This window comes from Flavobacterium anhuiense (assembly GCF_004151235.1).
Lineage (GTDB): Bacteria > Bacteroidota > Bacteroidia > Flavobacteriales > Flavobacteriaceae > Flavobacterium > Flavobacterium anhuiense_A.
Genome location: NZ_JUIV01000010.1, coordinates 136,582 through 152,541 on the forward strand (window position 1 = coordinate 136,582; position 15,960 = coordinate 152,541).

The following is a 15,960-nucleotide window of genomic DNA, read 5'->3' on the forward strand; positions in this document are numbered from 1 at the left end:
GTTAAATACTGCTCTAATGTTTTTTGATATGTTCGTAAATCGATTTTAACTGGCGATTATGTCTCTGCGTATGCACAATGGCAAAATGAAGCCATTCGTATATAGTGAAATAATCAAATCCGGGTACTTTAGCATCCATGCATGTCAGTGTCAAATCGTAAGTTTCTGCAGTTTCAAATAAATCATTTTGTATTTTTTTGACAGAAGCCAGCAGAGTGCTTTTTTCATACTCAATAGCAGGAGGTTTTATATTTTCGGGAGATTGGTATTTAGTAGTATAATCTAAAAAGATGGAGTCGAGTCCTTTTACATTTTCGTCAGGTTCTCTATTGGTTTTTTCGGTTTTTCCAGCAAATAGCATGGTAAGACCTGAGCAGGCTAGAATACTATGCTGTACGGTTTGTCCAGCTGTCCAGCTTCCTTCAAACGGAACAATATTGATTTCTTCTTTTGAAAAAGAAGAAAGTAAGTCGCCCAATTTACTGTAGGTTTCCAGTATGGTATTTTGAATAGCGCTTTTCATTTTTTTTAATTTTAGAAATTAAAAATTCAACAGTACATGTTTACCGATTGGTTAAAAAACCTCAGTACATTATCTGTGAAATTAAATTTATAGAATTAGGGGAAATGATACTCCCTCAAATATACAATAAAAAATATTAAAATACTATAAGTCAGGTATTTGAGGAGTGTTAATTTTTTAAGGAAGCACTTCGCAGAAGTAACCGTGCGAATTTAAAATGTCGATGATTTTTGTATTCGAAATAGTGGGTGCATGAATACGGAGGATTTTGTCGCAATCTTCTAAATCGAAGTTGATCGAGCTATTTGGAAAATGCTCAAGAAGCTTCTCAATGATAACTTGACATTGAGATTCTTCCTGAACATTTGTTTTAAAAACTTCAATAATCATAAAGTTTTGATTTTTAGAGTGCTATGTTTTTATAACGCTGTATTCTGTGATATGTTACATACGATACAATTAAAACGGCAAAAACAATTAAAGGAAAGAAAGATTGAAAATCTACTCCATCAACTGCAAAATGACTTATGGATGCAAAAATGAAATCGAATGCAAATCCGGCATAAGCCCATTCTTTGATTCTTCCAGGCACTTGTGGAATAATCAAAGCTAAAACGCCAAGGATTTTAAACACGACTAATGCATTTCCGAAATATTCTGGATAGCCAAGATGTCTGATTCCTTCTTTTGCCATTTCTGACTGAGAAGTTAATGCAGGCATAACACCTTCAAATAAAAAGATTAAAATAGTAGTAGTCCAGAAAATGATTTTGGTTGTCTTCATTGGGTATTTGTTTTTAAATAGTTATTAGTTAATGTATTACAAATGTACTATTCTTATTTTTTCATGAAATACCTATTTATGACTATTTTGGGGGCATTTGGGACAAGAATCTGATTTTAGATTTTAGAATGTAGATTTTAGATTTTAGATTTTTTCTAGCGGTATTTAAAAACGATTGTCAGTCTGAGCGGAGTCGAAGACCTTTTACGTTATGAAAGTGCTTCGACTTCGCTCAGCATAACATATGGAAAATTTGAACAAAAAAAACTTTGTCAAAGTTTTAATGAAAGTAGTTCTCGCAAAGACGCGAAGTCGCAAAGTTTTTTTTAGCTCTCGCAAATTTGGCAGATTGAGCAGATTATTTATTTTCTTGCTTAAAAATCTAATCTGCTTAATCTGCCAAATCTGTGGGAAACAAATCCTTTAATCTTTTTTAATCTTTGGCTTGAAAATAAAACTTTGCGACTTCGCGTCTTTGCGAGAGATTTAAGTGTTGATTTATTGGAATTTGGATATTAAAACTTGGAATTTACGTCAGTTGGTAATTCGTAATCGTAAACAAATCCACAAAGCCCAATCTCGTATAAATGCCTTTTCCTAATGCAGAAGCTTGCAGTTGTGCATATTCACAATCGGCATCAATGGCTTCATTAATGGCAAATTTCATGATTTCTTCGGCGAAACCTCTTTTGCGCATTTCTGGAATAACGCCGACGCCGTGAATTCCCATAATATCTCCAGTTTGAAAAAGAGTCAATGTTCCAATCGCTTTTCCTTCAAAATGAACTAAGTAGAATTTCACATTTTCGTAATTAGCAACCAAAGTTTCTTTGCTGATTACATAACTAAAAGAAAGCGGATAAATATCTGACCAAGTTTTGGCATCTTCTTCATTTAAAACTCTTTTGAAAGTAAGGCTGTATTGAAGCGGAAATTTTTCTCTCAGTTTTAAAGCCATTGCCACAAGCTGAATTCGAATATGAAAGCCATTTTTTTCGAAAATTTCTTTAGAATTACTTCCAAAAATATCCCAATAAGGAATAACCAAACCTGGATTTTTCTCCATTGTTTCCTGAATCTGCAGAAAGTTTTCTTCGGTAATATCTTCTCTAGACCATAATCTATTTGGCCAGCCTGAGTTTTTTATTTGAGAAAATTCAAAAGGATCATTTTTATGATAAGAAAGGAGAGGAGTTGCAACAGTTTTCCAAAGAGTGGTAAGATTGTCAATATTGTCTTTGATGAGGTCTAGATGGTTCATTGTAAATGACGAGTTTGAATTATACTGACAAAGGTAAATTGAGTTTTTCAGAAAAGCCTTTACATATGTTGATTTACAAATCTTTTTCCAAACTTTTTCTGATTCGGCTTAACTGCGTTGGCGTAATGCCCAAATGCGAAGCAATATGCAATAATGGAACACGATCTGCAATAGTTGGATGTTTCTCTAAAAGGCTTACATATCTTTCGGTTGCGTTTTGCATCACTAAAGCGACTTCTCTTTGTTCTTTTTCGATGATCCAGTTTTTTTCTAGATGGGCAATATAAAAGTTTTTGAGATCGTCATTTTTATAGATCAGCTCCATATATTTTTTATAATTGATGTTGATGACGATACAATCTTCTAAAGCTTCAATTGTAAAATTTGAGGGAGTTTGCAGCATCAGCGAAACTTTAGAACCTGCAAAATAATTTTCAAGAAAAAGATTTTTGTTATAGAAATTTCCCTGCTCATCTGTAATAAAAGCCCTTAAAATTCCTTTGGCAACAAAATGAAGATTTTTAGCAATTTCTCCATTTCCTAATAATGTTTCTCCTTTTTTAAGAGTTTGGAAATGCGTAGTGCTTTCTATCTGCTTCCAAGACTGATCAGAAAGCGGGTAGTAGCTTTCGATGGTTTGTTTTAGATTGTTGAGGTACTCTTGATGATGCATTATTGTAGTATTTTTAAGCTTATCAAAAGTAGCAAAAAACTGTTTCGTGTTTTTTGTTATTAAGCTATTAAAAATATATTTAGGATAAAAAAAGTAAAAAAAATAGCTCATTTTAATACAAAGAAAACTTTTAGAGGTAAAATCCTGCATGCTGTAATTTTATTTTCGTGCTCATTTTATGAATTAATCAATTAAATAAAATAAACAATGAAAATAAAGAAGATTGTCTGTATGCTTTTATTAGCTCAAAGCGGATTTGTGATGGCACAAACAGAAACATTAGTCACGCCAAATGGTAAAAAAGTAAGAGTGCATACTAATCCTATTATTACAGCAAATAACGGATTAAAAGCTGAAAGTGGTAACATTGAATTAGGAGGAGCTTTACTAAAACCTACTACAATTGTAACCAATTCAGAAAATACATTAACTATTGATGGATTGCAGGTTGGAGCGAACACAGATAACGTTTTAGTTGCAGATCCAACCGGAGTTTTAAAATGGGTTACAAGAGCTTCTCTTGGAGATAATTTAGGAAACCATACTGCGACTCAGGCTTTAAATATGCAATATTATGCTATTAATAATGGAGGTGGCCAGTGGGGATTGAGATTTGAAAAAGGTTTAAATGATCAATTTACTAGCGATTATTTTAAATCTAATTATGCCACTTTTGAAAAAATGTATGTTAAGGTTGATGAATTACCTAATTTGAAACCAAACGATCCTTTGGAATTTACACCAAATGGTTTTGATTTTGTTACACGAAATTATAATGGTGGAATTTTAAGAAGCACATCATTAAAAGAAATGATGGATGTAGCTCAAAATCAATATTTCATGCCTAAAATTAATCTTGCTAACAATGTAGTAGATAATGCTATAGCTGATTTACTTACAATTCCATATGATGGCCAATTTGTATATAATACAAATGTTAATATGCAAAATGGTAATGGTATAGGTATTTATTATAATTCTGGAGGAATTTGGATTCCTGTAAACGCAGGAGATAACTTAGGTGATCATAAAGCAACGAAAAACTTGAATATGGGTAGTTATCTTATTAATGGTGATGGGAGTAGTGATGGGGGATTACTTTTTAGTAATTCAGATAATGCCGGATTTGAAAATTCAAGTCTTAGTATTGGTTTAATGCCTGAATTAAAGTTAGATGACCCAGCATTAACTGCAAATAGGTTACCTTATCTAGTGACTGTGGTTGGAACAGGTCAGAAGTTAAGCAGAACAGATTTAAAAGATGTGCTTTTTGCTGCAAAAGATAACTTGGGTGATCATACAGCAACCCAAGATTTAGAGATGAGCAATAGGAATATTAATAACGCTATGGATATAAAAGCTCTGGGTACTGTTGCTGGTAAAAAACTTATTGCTGATACAAAAATAATCGCTCCACAAGCACAGATTACTTTTGGTGCAGGTGCAGGAAAAATTGCTGTTTCTGATTCTGATGGTAATCTTACTTGGACGGATTCTTCTGCTATTACTATTGCAGGAGATAATTTAGGAAATCATATTGCAACTAAAGATTTAGATATGAACAATCGGGATATTTCTAACGCAGGAAACATAACAGCTGATGACGTAATTAATGCTAATTATCTTACTGCGGCAACAAAAATAATTGCTCCAGCAGTAAAGATTACTAATGGAGCAAGTACAGGAAAAATAGCAGTTTCTGATGCTTCTGGTAATCTTACTTGGACGGATCCTTCTGCTATTACTGTTGCAGGAGATAACTTAGGAAATCATATTGCAACTAAAGATTTGGATATGAACAATCAGAATATTTCTAACGCTAAAAATATAACAGCAGAAAATATAACAGCAGAAAATATAACAGCTAATGAAGAAGTTAGAGCTACTAATCTTACTGCGACAATAAAAACATTTACTCCAGCATTAAGAATCGTTAATGGAGCAGGTACAGGAAAAATAGCAGTTTCTGATGCTTCTGGTAATCTTACTTGGACGGATCCTTCTGCTATTACTGTTGCAGGAGATAACTTAGGAAATCATATTGCAACTCAAGATTTAGTAATGAGTTCTAAGAATATTTCTGGTGCGGCAAATGTAACAGCGAGTGGCACAGTAACAGGAACGAACCTTACAGCTACAACAAAAACAGTTACTCCAGCAGTACAAATTACTAATGGAGCAGGTACAGGAAAAATAGCAGTTTCTGATGCTTCTGGTAATCTTGTTTGGACTAATGCTACTGCGGAAGGGATTTTAATTTCATCATATACTGGTCCATTAGCTACTGCCGTTGAAACACCTTACCCATTAAATGTTAGTACGAATTTATTATACTCCAATAGAACTATTACTGTTGATAAACCATCACGAATAATTATAACGGGGTCTTTAACAGTTGCAGCAAAGTCAAATACTATGGGAACTGGAGATATTATTATAAAGCAGAACGGAACTAAAGCAGTAGGATTTGGAACTTCACTAAAATATTCTGTATTTAATCCTATTATGAATGGTCTTGGTGAAATTGATCCAAATCTTTGTTTAACAACACGGCTGTCTTTTGAAGCAAATGTCGATGTTGAGCCAGGTACTTATACATTTTCCGTTGATATACTTCCTACATTTTCTGCACCAATTAATACGCAAGAAAATTATGCACCAGAACATTATTCTCCAGTACCGGGCAATTATATATCATATAAGGTTTATAATAAATAGTTAACAACGAACTAGAAAATAATAAAATAAAAGAGATTGCTTTTCCAAGTAATCTCTTTTTATTTAAATAAGTATCGAAAAAATTTGTGCCTTAATCTCTGTAACTAAAAAACGCCATGAAACCCAAAAAGTCTCACAGCGTTTTCATCTCAAAAAATAAATAATTAACGGGTAATGTAACGGGTATTATTTCCAGCCTCCGCCAAGAGCGCGGTACAAATCTGTATTGGCTGTAAGCTGTTGTCTTTTAATATCAGCAAGTTCCAATTCGCTTTGCAAAAGATTTGCCTGCGCTGTTAAAACTTCAAGATATTCTGCCAAACCGTTTTTGAATAAAAGGTTTGCATTTTTAATAGCCTGCTGTAATGTTTTTACTTTTTCTTTTAAGAAAGTTTCCTGCTGCTGTAATTTTTCAACTTTAACCAAAGCATCCGAAACTTCGCTTACCGCAACCAAAACCGATTGTCTAAAAGCTAAAACCGCTTTTTCTCTTTCCGCAACAGCAATATTATATTGCGTTCTCACTCTTTTATTGTTCAAAAGAGGCTGAGTTAAACCTCCTGCAACAGTTCCGAATAAAGAAGCCGGAATGTTGAACCAATTACTAGTTTCAAAAGAGTTTACGCCGCCTTGAGCCGTAATTCTGAGAGCTGGGTATAAATCCGCTTTCGTGATACCGACATTTGCGTTTGCCACTTTAAGAGCCAATTCGGCACTTTTTACATCTGGCCTTCTGCTTACTAAAGCAGACGGAACTCCGATTGCTGTATTATGTTTTACTTCAAGTGCGCTTAAACGAACAGATCTTTCTTTAGAATTCGGAAAAGAACCTGTTAAAACACTCAAAGCATTTTCCTGAATCGCAATATTTTGTTCCAATAGTGGAATCAATTGTGCTGAGTTTAATTTTTGTGCTTCAGACTGTTGAATCGCTAAATTAGTTACCTGACCAGCATCGTATTTTAGTTTGATAATATTTGTTGTACTATCATTTAAACGTAAATTTTGTCTGGCAATATCCAATTGTGCGTCTAACATCAAAAGATTATAATATCCTCTAGAAACATTAGCAACGATATTCGTTTGCAATGCTTTTTTTACCTCTTCTGATTGAAGATATCCTGCGTAAGCCCCTTTCTTTTGGTTTCTGATCTTTCCCCAAATATCAGCTTCCCAAGAAAGAGAAGCTCCAGCAGAATAGTCGTCAATATGTTTAGCACCAATGGCCTGATTTAAGTTTAATCCCGTGAAACTATTGTCTGATGGATTACTTGTGCTTGCGTTTACAAATAAGTTAACCTGAGGCACATTTCCCCATTTTGACTGTGTAAAACGGTATTGTGCAATTTCGATGTTTTTTTCGGCAATCTGAAGGTCGTTGTTTCTCGCAACGGCACTGTCAATTAATTTGATAATATCTTTTTCTGTAAAGAAGTTTTTCCACTCCACATCGGCAATACTGGTTGTATCACTCGAAACTGATGCATTCCTGAAATTCTCAGGAAATGCATCTTTTGGAGTTTCAATATCCTTAGAGACTTTACAGGATATTAAAGTCGTGATCAGAATGGCGAAGGTCACGATTTTGGTTATATGATTTTTCATTAGTCTTTTTTATTAAAATTCCTTTAACCTGTTTGGGTGTAATTTTTTTTAAAACACATAGAAACATAGCTTTTGAAACCGGATAAAAGGCGTTTCACTTGCATAAATTCACATAGATCTATGTGTTAGAAACTAGTTTCTTTCTCTATTCTTTCGAACAGCAAAAAAAATCTATGTTTCTATGTGTTTAATTTTTTTTCTCAACAGATTACTCTGTACAAGTATCTTTTCTAGTTTCAAGATCTCTTGAGATTCTGTACGATATATATCCGATGCCAAATATGATGGCGACAAGAATGGTTGTGATATAGTTTTCCATTTATTATTTTTCTTCGTTATGAATTACAGCGATTGGTTTCCCGCTCACTTTTTCTTGTAAATGCTGGAAGATGATGAATAAAACAGGGATGATGAACAAACCTAGAATTACTCCTGATAGCATCCCTCCAGCTGCCCCGATACTAATGGAGTGGTTACCTTGTGCTGATGGACCTTTGGCGCTCATCATTGGTATTAATCCCACCACAAAAGCAAGAGACGTCATGATAATTGGTCGCAAACGTAATTTTGCTGCCATAATTGAAGCTGCTACTAATCCTTGTCCTGATCTTCTTCGCTGTGCTGCAAATTCCACAATCAAAATGGCATTTTTAGCGAGAAGCCCGATCAGCATGACAAGTGCAACTTGTACGTAAATGTTGTTTTGAATTCCTGTTAAACCAATAGCAGCGAATACTCCAAAAATACCTGCAGGAATTGACAAGATTACTGCCAAAGGCAAAATGTAACTTTCGTACTGTGCAGCAAGTAAGAAATAAACGAATATCAAACACAGTAAGAATATAGTTGCCGATTGTCCTCCTGACGAAATCTCCTCACGCGTTTGGCCCGAGAATTCAAACCCGTAACCTGCAGGCAATTGTTGTGCTGCTACTTCTTCAATAGCTTTAATGGCATCTCCTGAACTAAATCCTGGTTTCGGAATCGCATTAATTGAAATTGAGTTAAACAAATTATATCTAGAAGCGGTTTCAGAACCATAAATACGAGTCAGTTTTACTAAAGTATTTATCGGCACCATTTCGCCTGTTTTGTTTTTTACAAAAACTCTGTCAATCGAAGTCGGATCGGCTCTGTCTTCAATATCTGCCTGAACCACTACACGGTAATATTTACCAAATCGGTTAAAGTCAGATGCTTGTGCGCTACCAAAGTACGCTTGCATCGTTTGTAAAATGTCTTTTACATTAACACCCAATTGATTTGCTTTTTCGTCGTTAACTTCCAATTGCAATTGTGGATAATCGGCTTTGAAAGAGGTAAAGGCAACGGCAATCTCAGGACGTTTCATTAATTCTCCGATAAAATTCTGAGAAACTCCACTGAATTTATCCAGTTTTCCTCCTGTTTTATCTTGCAGCACTAAATCCAACGCTTCAACGTTGCTAAATCCTGGAACGGTTGGGAAACTGAATACGAAGAAACTTCCTCCAGAAATAGATCCCAGTTTACCACGAACCTGATTCATGATTTCGTCAATATTTTTTATTTCTCCACGTTCTTCGTTTGGTTTAAGCAATACGAAAACTACTGCAGAAGATGGGCTCGTAGAGTTAGTCAGCAAGTTGAAACCTGAAATTGCGGTTACAAATCGAGAAGCGTCTAGTGCTTTTAAAGTATTCTCAGCTTCTGTCATTACCTTTTGAGTTCCGTCTAATGATGTTCCAGATGGCGTATTTACTGCAATCGCAATAAATCCTTGATCTTCTGTTGGAATAAACCCAGAAGGAGTTGTTTTTACCATCACCACTGTTGCTAAAGTGATTAAAGCTAATCCGCCTAAACTCAACCATTTTCTTCTGATTAAGAATTTAATTCCGCCAACGTAACGATTGGTAAGCGATTCAAAACTGCTGTTGAAAGCACTGAAGAATTTTTCTTTAAATCCTTTTTTCTGATAAGGTTCATTGTGATCGTGTGCTCCGTGATTATCTTTTAAGAATAATGCAGCAAGCGCTGGACTCAATGTTAAGGCATTTACAGCCGAAATTACAATTGCAATTGCCATTGTAAAGGCAAACTGACGATAGAAAACTCCTGTTGAGCCTTCCATAAAACCAACCGGCAGGAATACAGCAGCCATTACCAGCGTAATCGAGATAATAGCACCCGTTATTTCGTGCATTGCTTCATGGGTTGCGATTTTTGGAGACAAACGTTTGTGCTCCATTTTCGCATGCACCGCTTCGACTACCACAATGGCATCATCGACCACAATACCAATCGCCAGAATTAATGCGAAAAGTGTTAAAAGGTTGATCGAAAATCCGAATAACTGCATGAAGAAGAACGTTCCTAAAATTGCTACAGGTACAGCAATAGCCGGGATTAATGTTGATCTAAAATCTTGCAAGAAGATAAATACCACAATGAATACTAAAATGAAAGCTTCAATTAAGGTATGTTCAACCTGTTCGATAGATTGGTCTAAAGATACTTTTGTACTATAGAAAATATTGTGTTTAATGCCTTTTGGAAAATCTTTAGAAGCTTTTTCCATCATTTTGTTAATGGCAATCTGAATATCATTTGAGTTAGATCCAGCTAACTGGATAACTCCAATTACAATTCCTTTTTTACCATTTAAACGAGTTAAACTGTTGTAAGAGTAAGCTCCAAGTTCAACTCTCGCTACATCTTTTAAGCGAAGTACTGAGCCATCTGCATTAGAACGTATAGCAATATTTTCATAATCTTCGGGTTTAGTTAATTTTCCTTTGTATTTAATAACGTATTCAAAAACCTCCTTGCTTCGCTCTCCAAATTTACCTGGAGCCGCTTCCAAACTTTTGTCCTGAATAGCGCCCATAACTTCGCTTGGCGTTACTTTATAAGCTGACATCTGTGTTGGATTCAGCCAGACACGCATAGAGTAATCTTTTACACCACCAAAAATACTGGCAGAACCTACACCTGGAATACGTTTTAATTCCGGAATAATATTAATCTGTGCATAGTTGGCAACAAAGGTTTGATCGTATTTTGCTTCATCATCAGTGTACATACCAATCGCCATGATGAAACTGTTTTGCTGTTTAGCGGTAATAATACCTTGCTGAACAACCTCGGCTGGTAATTGGCTTGTTGCTTGTGCCACACGGTTTTGCACGTTTACCGCAGCTTGATCAGCATCTGTACCCAGTTTAAAGAAAACCGTAATAGCCAAAGTACCGTCGTTACTGGCAGTAGAACTCATATAAGTCATGTTTTCTACACCATTTATAGACTCTTCTAGAGAAGGAGCCACAGAACGTAAAACCGTTTCTGCGTTAGCTCCTGGATAAACCGCCGTTACCAAAACCGATGGAGGCGCAATATCAGGAAACTGTTGTAAAGGCAGTTTAGTTAAACCCAGTACCCCCAGAATTACCAATAAAATGGAAATTACGGTTGCCAGTACAGGTCTTTGTATAAATATTTTGAACATTGTGTTTTAGAATTATTTTTGATTAGTTACTTGGGCAACTTTTGTAGATTTCTCTGGCTGAATTGCCTGTCCGTCCTGAAGTTTGTCAATACCGCTCAGCACGATTTGGTCACCCGATTTTACACCTTCTTTAATTAAATAATTAGTTCCGCTTTTACCTACAACTGTTATAGGCATTTTAGTTACTTTGTTATCTTTCCCTACAGTGAAAACAAATACTTTGTCCTGCATTTCTACTGTCGCTGACTGTGGAACCAAAATTGCATCAGCGTGCTGTAATCCTAAACGGATTCTCCCTGTGTTTCCAGAACGTAACACGCCGCCTTTGTTAGGGAAAGTTGCTCTAATAGTGATTGCACCAGTAGTTTTATCAAACTGACCGTCAACCATATCGATTTTTCCAGTTTGAGGATAAGCATTGTTATCAGCTAAAATCAAAGTAACTGGAGGTAATTTTTTGATTTTATCGCCTAATGAACTTCCTGCATATTGCTCTTTAAAGTTGATGAAATCAGTTTCACCTAAAGAGAAATAAGCAAATACTTCATGAACGTCTGATAAAGTAGTTAACGGTTCAATATCTGTAGCAGAAACTAGACTTCCTTGTTTTTTAGGCAGTCTACCAATGTATCCGCTAACTGGAGCAGTTACGTTTGTATATCCTAAATTAATTTTAGCAGAACCTACCATTGCTTTTGCTTGTTCGATATTGGCAGCAGCAATTTTTTGAGAAGCTTTAGCTGTTTTTAATTGATAATCAGAAACTACTTTGTTCTGAACTAACGGAGTCAATTTGTCAACTTCTAAATTAGCGTTTATTAAAGCCGCTTCTGCTGCGTGGAGACTTGCCAAAGCATTGTTTAACTGCTCACGATACGGACGTTCATTGATTTTAAATAAAGTTTGTCCTTTGTTTACATATGCGCCTTCGTCTACATAAATTCTGTCAAGGTTTCCGCTCACTTGTGGGCGAATTTCAACATCAACAGTTCCTTGTATTGAAGCAGGATATTCAGAGTCAGTTGTTGTATTTGCACTTGTAATAGCTAATACTGGTAAAACTGGTGGGGGTGGAGCAGTAGGCGCCTGATTTTTGTCGGCACAGCTGCTTAAAACTAAGGCCAGAATAAAACTGGTTATAATTACATTTTTCATTTTCATAGTGGTTTTAATTGGTTGAACATTTTCTCGGATAAAATTCTTTGGTATTCTGGCATTCTCGGGATTCATATTTAATTGAATTAAATTATCTAACGTTGTTAAGTAAAAGTGCGCAAATTTCCATACAGTAAGCCTTTCCAATTCTATTTTAAATCAGTATTAAATTATCTAACGTTGTTAAGTAAAAGTCTAAAAAAAGAGCTTTTATTACCTTTATTAAATTTTCTAACAGTGTTAAGCGAAAGTTATAAAAAAAAGGATTCTATGTTATCCCGTTTAAATTATTTTACACTGTTAAGTAAAATTGAAAATTTTTTTTATTGTATAGATTTGATGATACCAGTAATAGCATCTTTCAAAATCTGAGCATTTATGGTTTCTAAAATATCACTTTTATTAATGATGTTGATGGCGATTAAACCATGAATAACAGAAAAGAAAGTAAAATATTTTTGTTTTATGATATCTTCACTAGGATTGCTGTCCTTCATAATTTCAGCAATGACACCAGTAAATAATTTGTAAGGTGCTTCCTGAGCCGAACATCGCTGTGCGCAGCAAGTCATTTGAACACCAAACATAAGTTGATACATTTCAGTATTAGTAAAAGCAAAATCCCAATAAGTCATCCACATGGCTTCTAACTGATCTTCTGGTTTTTCAAACTTGTCTTTTGCAGTCTGCAACTCTTTAGCCAGTTTAATAAAACCTTTGCCTGTCAGTTCTTCTAATATTGCTTCTTTATTCGAGAAATATTCATAAATAATAGGAGCAGTATATTCGATTCTGTCGGCAATTTTACGCATACTCAAACCATTCCAGCCTTCATCTTTTACGATATCATAAGCAGCGCCAAGAATATTATTTCTTGTCTCTTCTTTTTGTCTTAAAATTCGATCTTTGCTAGCCATTGTATTCAAGTATTAAATCGTTTAACACTGTTAGGCAAATGTATGGCGGATTTTCGGATTTCAAAATATTTTTATCATAATATTTTCTTATCGTACTATAGATGGTTTGAAAAGGCTTGATTTTACTGATGTTTTTGTTTTTAAATTTTTTCAGGAGCAGAAGATTTTTCGTTTTTAAGAACGTTTTGTCCCGCTCTACATTATATTTTTTGTGGTGAACCCCACCACAAAAAGATGCCATTTCGATCGGGGCTAGGAGAGAACGCATATTTTTTCATTAGATTTCACCTCAAAGTTTGTCATCCTAAGGAACGAAGGATTACACTCGCAAATCGACAAAGATTAGATCTCGCAACTAAACAATGCATAAAAAGAAATTGCAAAATCCTTATCAGGCTAAACGAAGTCGAAGTTCTCAATAATAATAATCGATGATTCTTATCTTACAGGATATTTTTCTGGATTTTGAGAAGTATGAAAAATAGCATTTAGAAATACAGTTTTTGATAATTCATCGACTATGAAAAATGCTACGTATGGAAATTTTTTAAATGGAAGATAGCGATAATTAGTATCGTGAATTTGATAGAAAGGATTTAATTGTAATGCTTTATAAACTTTTTTATAATCATTAAGGAAGTCTAAAGCTACTTTTTTGCTGACTTTTAAGATATAATATTCTAAAGCTTCTTCAATATTTTTTAATGCAACTGGAGAAACAATAACCTTATAATTCATACTTCTTTTTTAAATCGGTATAAACAGAGTCTGCGTCAGTATATAGGCTTTTATCTGAAATAATTTGATCGTTCAATATATGCTGTTGTTCTTCAGATAACTCATATGGTTTTACATTTGCTATCTCAAATTTAATCTTTAGTGCTTTCATAAAGGCTTTTACAGCTTCTATTTGAGAAGCGTCTTCTGTATATGCCGTGATGTTAATTGCTTGCATGATATTAATTTACTAAAGTTGATTTACAAAGTTAAGACAAAAGTCTAATTTTCATGTTAATCTCTATGATTTATTTGTTTGCTTCGTTAGTGCGAATTGCATTTTTTCGTAACATTACAACAAAAAGAAAATGAAAACCCTAACTATCCTAAAAACCACAATTACGGTCTTATTTTTCCAACAGACTTTTTCTCAGGAAACCAAAAAAGAGACTCCGCAATACACCATCGAAAACTGTGTCAATCATTTTGATATAAACAAAGCCGCAAAAACAAAAGTTGGTTATCAATATTGGTTTGCCAACAAAGATTTTACTCAAGAAAACACTTTAAAAATGAGTATTGTAGAACCTGGAAAATCGACACACGCGCCACATCATCATCCCGAAGAAGAATTTTTCTATATCTTAGAAGGAACCGCTGAATTCTTCCTTGATGGAAAAACCGTTACCGCGGGTCCAAATACCAGTTTCTATTGTCCGCCAAATGCCGAACATGGAATCAGTAATGCAGGAAAAACAGACTTGAAATATTTAGTTATTAAAAAGGATTTGAGATAGGTTGCTTTCTTGTCTTTTGAATTTTTGGTCATTTTCAATCCGAAATAAATTAGCATTGAGGGCAACATCAATCTGCATGTTTTGCAAAATAGAGAGAAGCCATTTCCACGATTGCCTCTTGTGTTGTAAAACTGTATTGCACTCCGTGATTGAGGGTATAAGAATCTCCCAGTTCGGGATAATGCTGTTTTCCATCTATTTGAAACGGATCTAGAACCGACAGCCAAAGATTGCGATGCCGATCTTTAAAATAAAACTGATTCCGGTCTGAAACAACTAAGATTGTTCCGTTGTCATTATCAAGAATCGAAGTATGATTGCTGCCCTCGTAATCGCCCAAAATAGTAATATTGGTATTGTATTTTTTGGACATTAATTCCGCAATTTTTTTTGTAAGTGGCATAAGAAGTGGTATTTGGTTTGTCTCGAGGTCAGTAAATTTAAAACGGCATATTTTATTGATATTACCCCTAAAAGTTTTTTTTGTATTAAAATAAGGTTTTTTTTAGTTTTTTACGTCGTTAGAGTTTTTAAGTCTGAAAAAAAATCCGTAGAAATGAAATCTTGATTGATTCATAAATGCTTATAAAATAGTAAACCAAATTGACCTAAATTTTACATAATTTCATTTTATTTTTTAATAAAAATTTGATTGCCAATTAATTAACTTTTATTAAAGAAAGCTTTAACACGGTCTATTTTCTCTGGCTTTCTCAAATAACTAATTTTAGGTAAATCAAAATTAATAACGTTTTAAATATTTGAAATTATGAAAAAGAATATCGCCATATTAGCCACAAACGGTTTCGAAGAATCAGAATTAGCATCGCCTAAAGCCTATCTGGAAGAGCAAGGTTGGAATGCAGATATCGTCAGTTTGAAATCTGGAACTATCAAATCTTGGAAAGACGGAAATTGGAGCAAAGAATATAATGTTGATGTTGTATTAGATCAGGCGAATGAAGCCGATTACGATGCTTTGGTTCTGCCAGGAGGAGTAATAAATCCTGATTTATTAAGAAGAGAAGAAGCTGCAGTAGATTTTGTACGTTCTTTTTTTGAAAGTAAAAAACCAGTAGCTGCTATTTGTCATGGACCTCAAATTCTGGTTGATGCTGATGTTTTAGAAGGTCGAAAAGTAACATCATTTTTCTCTGTTAAAAACGATTTGAAAAATGCCGGAGCGCAATGGGAAGATTCAGAAGTTGTCGTAGACCATGGATTAGTAACCAGCCGAAACCCGAATGATTTACCCGCTTTTAATAAAAAAATGGTGGAAGAAATTAAAGAGGGAATACATGAACGTCAGAGAGCGTAAAAAGT

Annotated in this window: 15 protein-coding genes; 3 read left to right on the forward strand and 12 right to left on the reverse strand. The window is 34.5% G+C overall.

Annotated features, from left to right (window positions below; all coding sequences use genetic code 11):
- Window positions 1-13 precede the first annotated feature (13 nt).
- The 5 genes from NU08_RS13610 to NU08_RS13630 form a co-directional block, all read right to left on the reverse strand.
- Entirely contained in the window at window positions 14-523 is a 510-nt protein-coding gene (locus tag NU08_RS13610; protein WP_129747737.1) for a DinB family protein, read from the reverse strand.
- 177 nt (window positions 524-700) lie between these two features.
- Window positions 701-913, reverse strand: a complete 213-nt coding sequence (locus tag NU08_RS13615; protein ID WP_317126361.1) for a hypothetical protein — start codon at window positions 911-913, stop codon at window positions 701-703.
- A gap of 13 nt (window positions 914-926) precedes the next feature.
- Entirely contained in the window at window positions 927-1,307 is a 381-nt protein-coding gene (locus NU08_RS13620) for a DoxX family protein (protein ID WP_129747738.1), read from the reverse strand.
- Between the two features lie 529 nt (window positions 1,308-1,836).
- A complete protein-coding gene (locus NU08_RS13625; protein WP_129747739.1) occupies window positions 1,837-2,568 on the reverse strand; it encodes a GNAT family N-acetyltransferase in 732 nt (243 codons plus the stop codon).
- A 73-nt stretch (window positions 2,569-2,641) separates the two neighbouring features.
- The gene (locus NU08_RS13630; protein ID WP_129747740.1) at window positions 2,642-3,241 is read right to left on the reverse strand and encodes a Crp/Fnr family transcriptional regulator; all 600 of its coding nucleotides are present in this window, start codon (window positions 3,239-3,241) and stop codon (window positions 2,642-2,644) included.
- A gap of 207 nt (window positions 3,242-3,448) precedes the next feature.
- Here NU08_RS13630 and NU08_RS13635 point away from each other — a divergent pair, with 207 nt between their 5' ends.
- The gene (locus NU08_RS13635) at window positions 3,449-5,959 is read left to right on the forward strand and encodes a hypothetical protein (protein WP_129747741.1); all 2,511 of its coding nucleotides are present in this window, start codon (window positions 3,449-3,451) and stop codon (window positions 5,957-5,959) included.
- Between the two features lie 186 nt (window positions 5,960-6,145).
- Here the strand turns inward: NU08_RS13635 and NU08_RS13640 are convergent, their stop codons facing one another.
- The 6 genes from NU08_RS13640 to NU08_RS13665 all read right to left on the reverse strand — a co-directional run bounded on the left by NU08_RS13640 (window position 6,146) and on the right by NU08_RS13665 (window position 14,078).
- Window positions 6,146-7,564, reverse strand: coding sequence for a TolC family protein (locus tag NU08_RS13640; RefSeq protein ID WP_129747742.1), 1,419 nt, complete (start codon window positions 7,562-7,564; stop codon window positions 6,146-6,148).
- A 322-nt stretch (window positions 7,565-7,886) separates the two neighbouring features.
- The gene (locus NU08_RS13645) at window positions 7,887-11,051 is read right to left on the reverse strand and encodes an efflux RND transporter permease subunit (protein ID WP_008467725.1); all 3,165 of its coding nucleotides are present in this window, start codon (window positions 11,049-11,051) and stop codon (window positions 7,887-7,889) included.
- Window positions 11,052-11,063: 12 nt separating this feature from the next.
- Complete coding sequence (locus tag NU08_RS13650; protein ID WP_129747743.1) at window positions 11,064-12,281, reverse strand: efflux RND transporter periplasmic adaptor subunit; 1,218 nt, start codon at window positions 12,279-12,281, stop codon at window positions 11,064-11,066.
- 248 nt (window positions 12,282-12,529) lie between these two features.
- Complete coding sequence (locus NU08_RS13655) at window positions 12,530-13,123, reverse strand: TetR/AcrR family transcriptional regulator (RefSeq protein ID WP_008467721.1); 594 nt, start codon at window positions 13,121-13,123, stop codon at window positions 12,530-12,532.
- Window positions 13,124-13,561: 438 nt separating this feature from the next.
- A complete protein-coding gene (locus NU08_RS13660; RefSeq protein ID WP_129747744.1) occupies window positions 13,562-13,861 on the reverse strand; it encodes a type II toxin-antitoxin system RelE/ParE family toxin in 300 nt (99 codons plus the stop codon).
- Window positions 13,851-14,078, reverse strand: coding sequence for a DUF2683 family protein (locus NU08_RS13665; protein ID WP_129747745.1), 228 nt, complete (start codon window positions 14,076-14,078; stop codon window positions 13,851-13,853). The genes NU08_RS13660 and NU08_RS13665 overlap by 11 nt, the downstream gene beginning before the upstream one ends.
- Before the next feature lie 130 nt (window positions 14,079-14,208).
- On the opposite strand from NU08_RS13665, the gene NU08_RS13670 reads away from it, so the two are divergent.
- A complete protein-coding gene (locus tag NU08_RS13670) occupies window positions 14,209-14,637 on the forward strand; it encodes a cupin domain-containing protein (protein WP_129747746.1) in 429 nt (142 codons plus the stop codon).
- Between the two features lie 67 nt (window positions 14,638-14,704).
- Here the strand turns inward: NU08_RS13670 and NU08_RS13675 are convergent, their stop codons facing one another.
- On the reverse strand, window positions 14,705-15,040 hold the full coding sequence (locus NU08_RS13675) for a hypothetical protein (RefSeq protein ID WP_091136181.1): 336 nt from the start codon (window positions 15,038-15,040) through the stop codon (window positions 14,705-14,707).
- 366 nt (window positions 15,041-15,406) lie between these two features.
- Between NU08_RS13675 and NU08_RS13680 the strand changes: the two genes are divergently transcribed.
- The gene (locus NU08_RS13680; protein WP_129747747.1) at window positions 15,407-15,955 is read left to right on the forward strand and encodes a type 1 glutamine amidotransferase domain-containing protein; all 549 of its coding nucleotides are present in this window, start codon (window positions 15,407-15,409) and stop codon (window positions 15,953-15,955) included.
- Window positions 15,956-15,960: the final 5 nt, after the last annotated feature.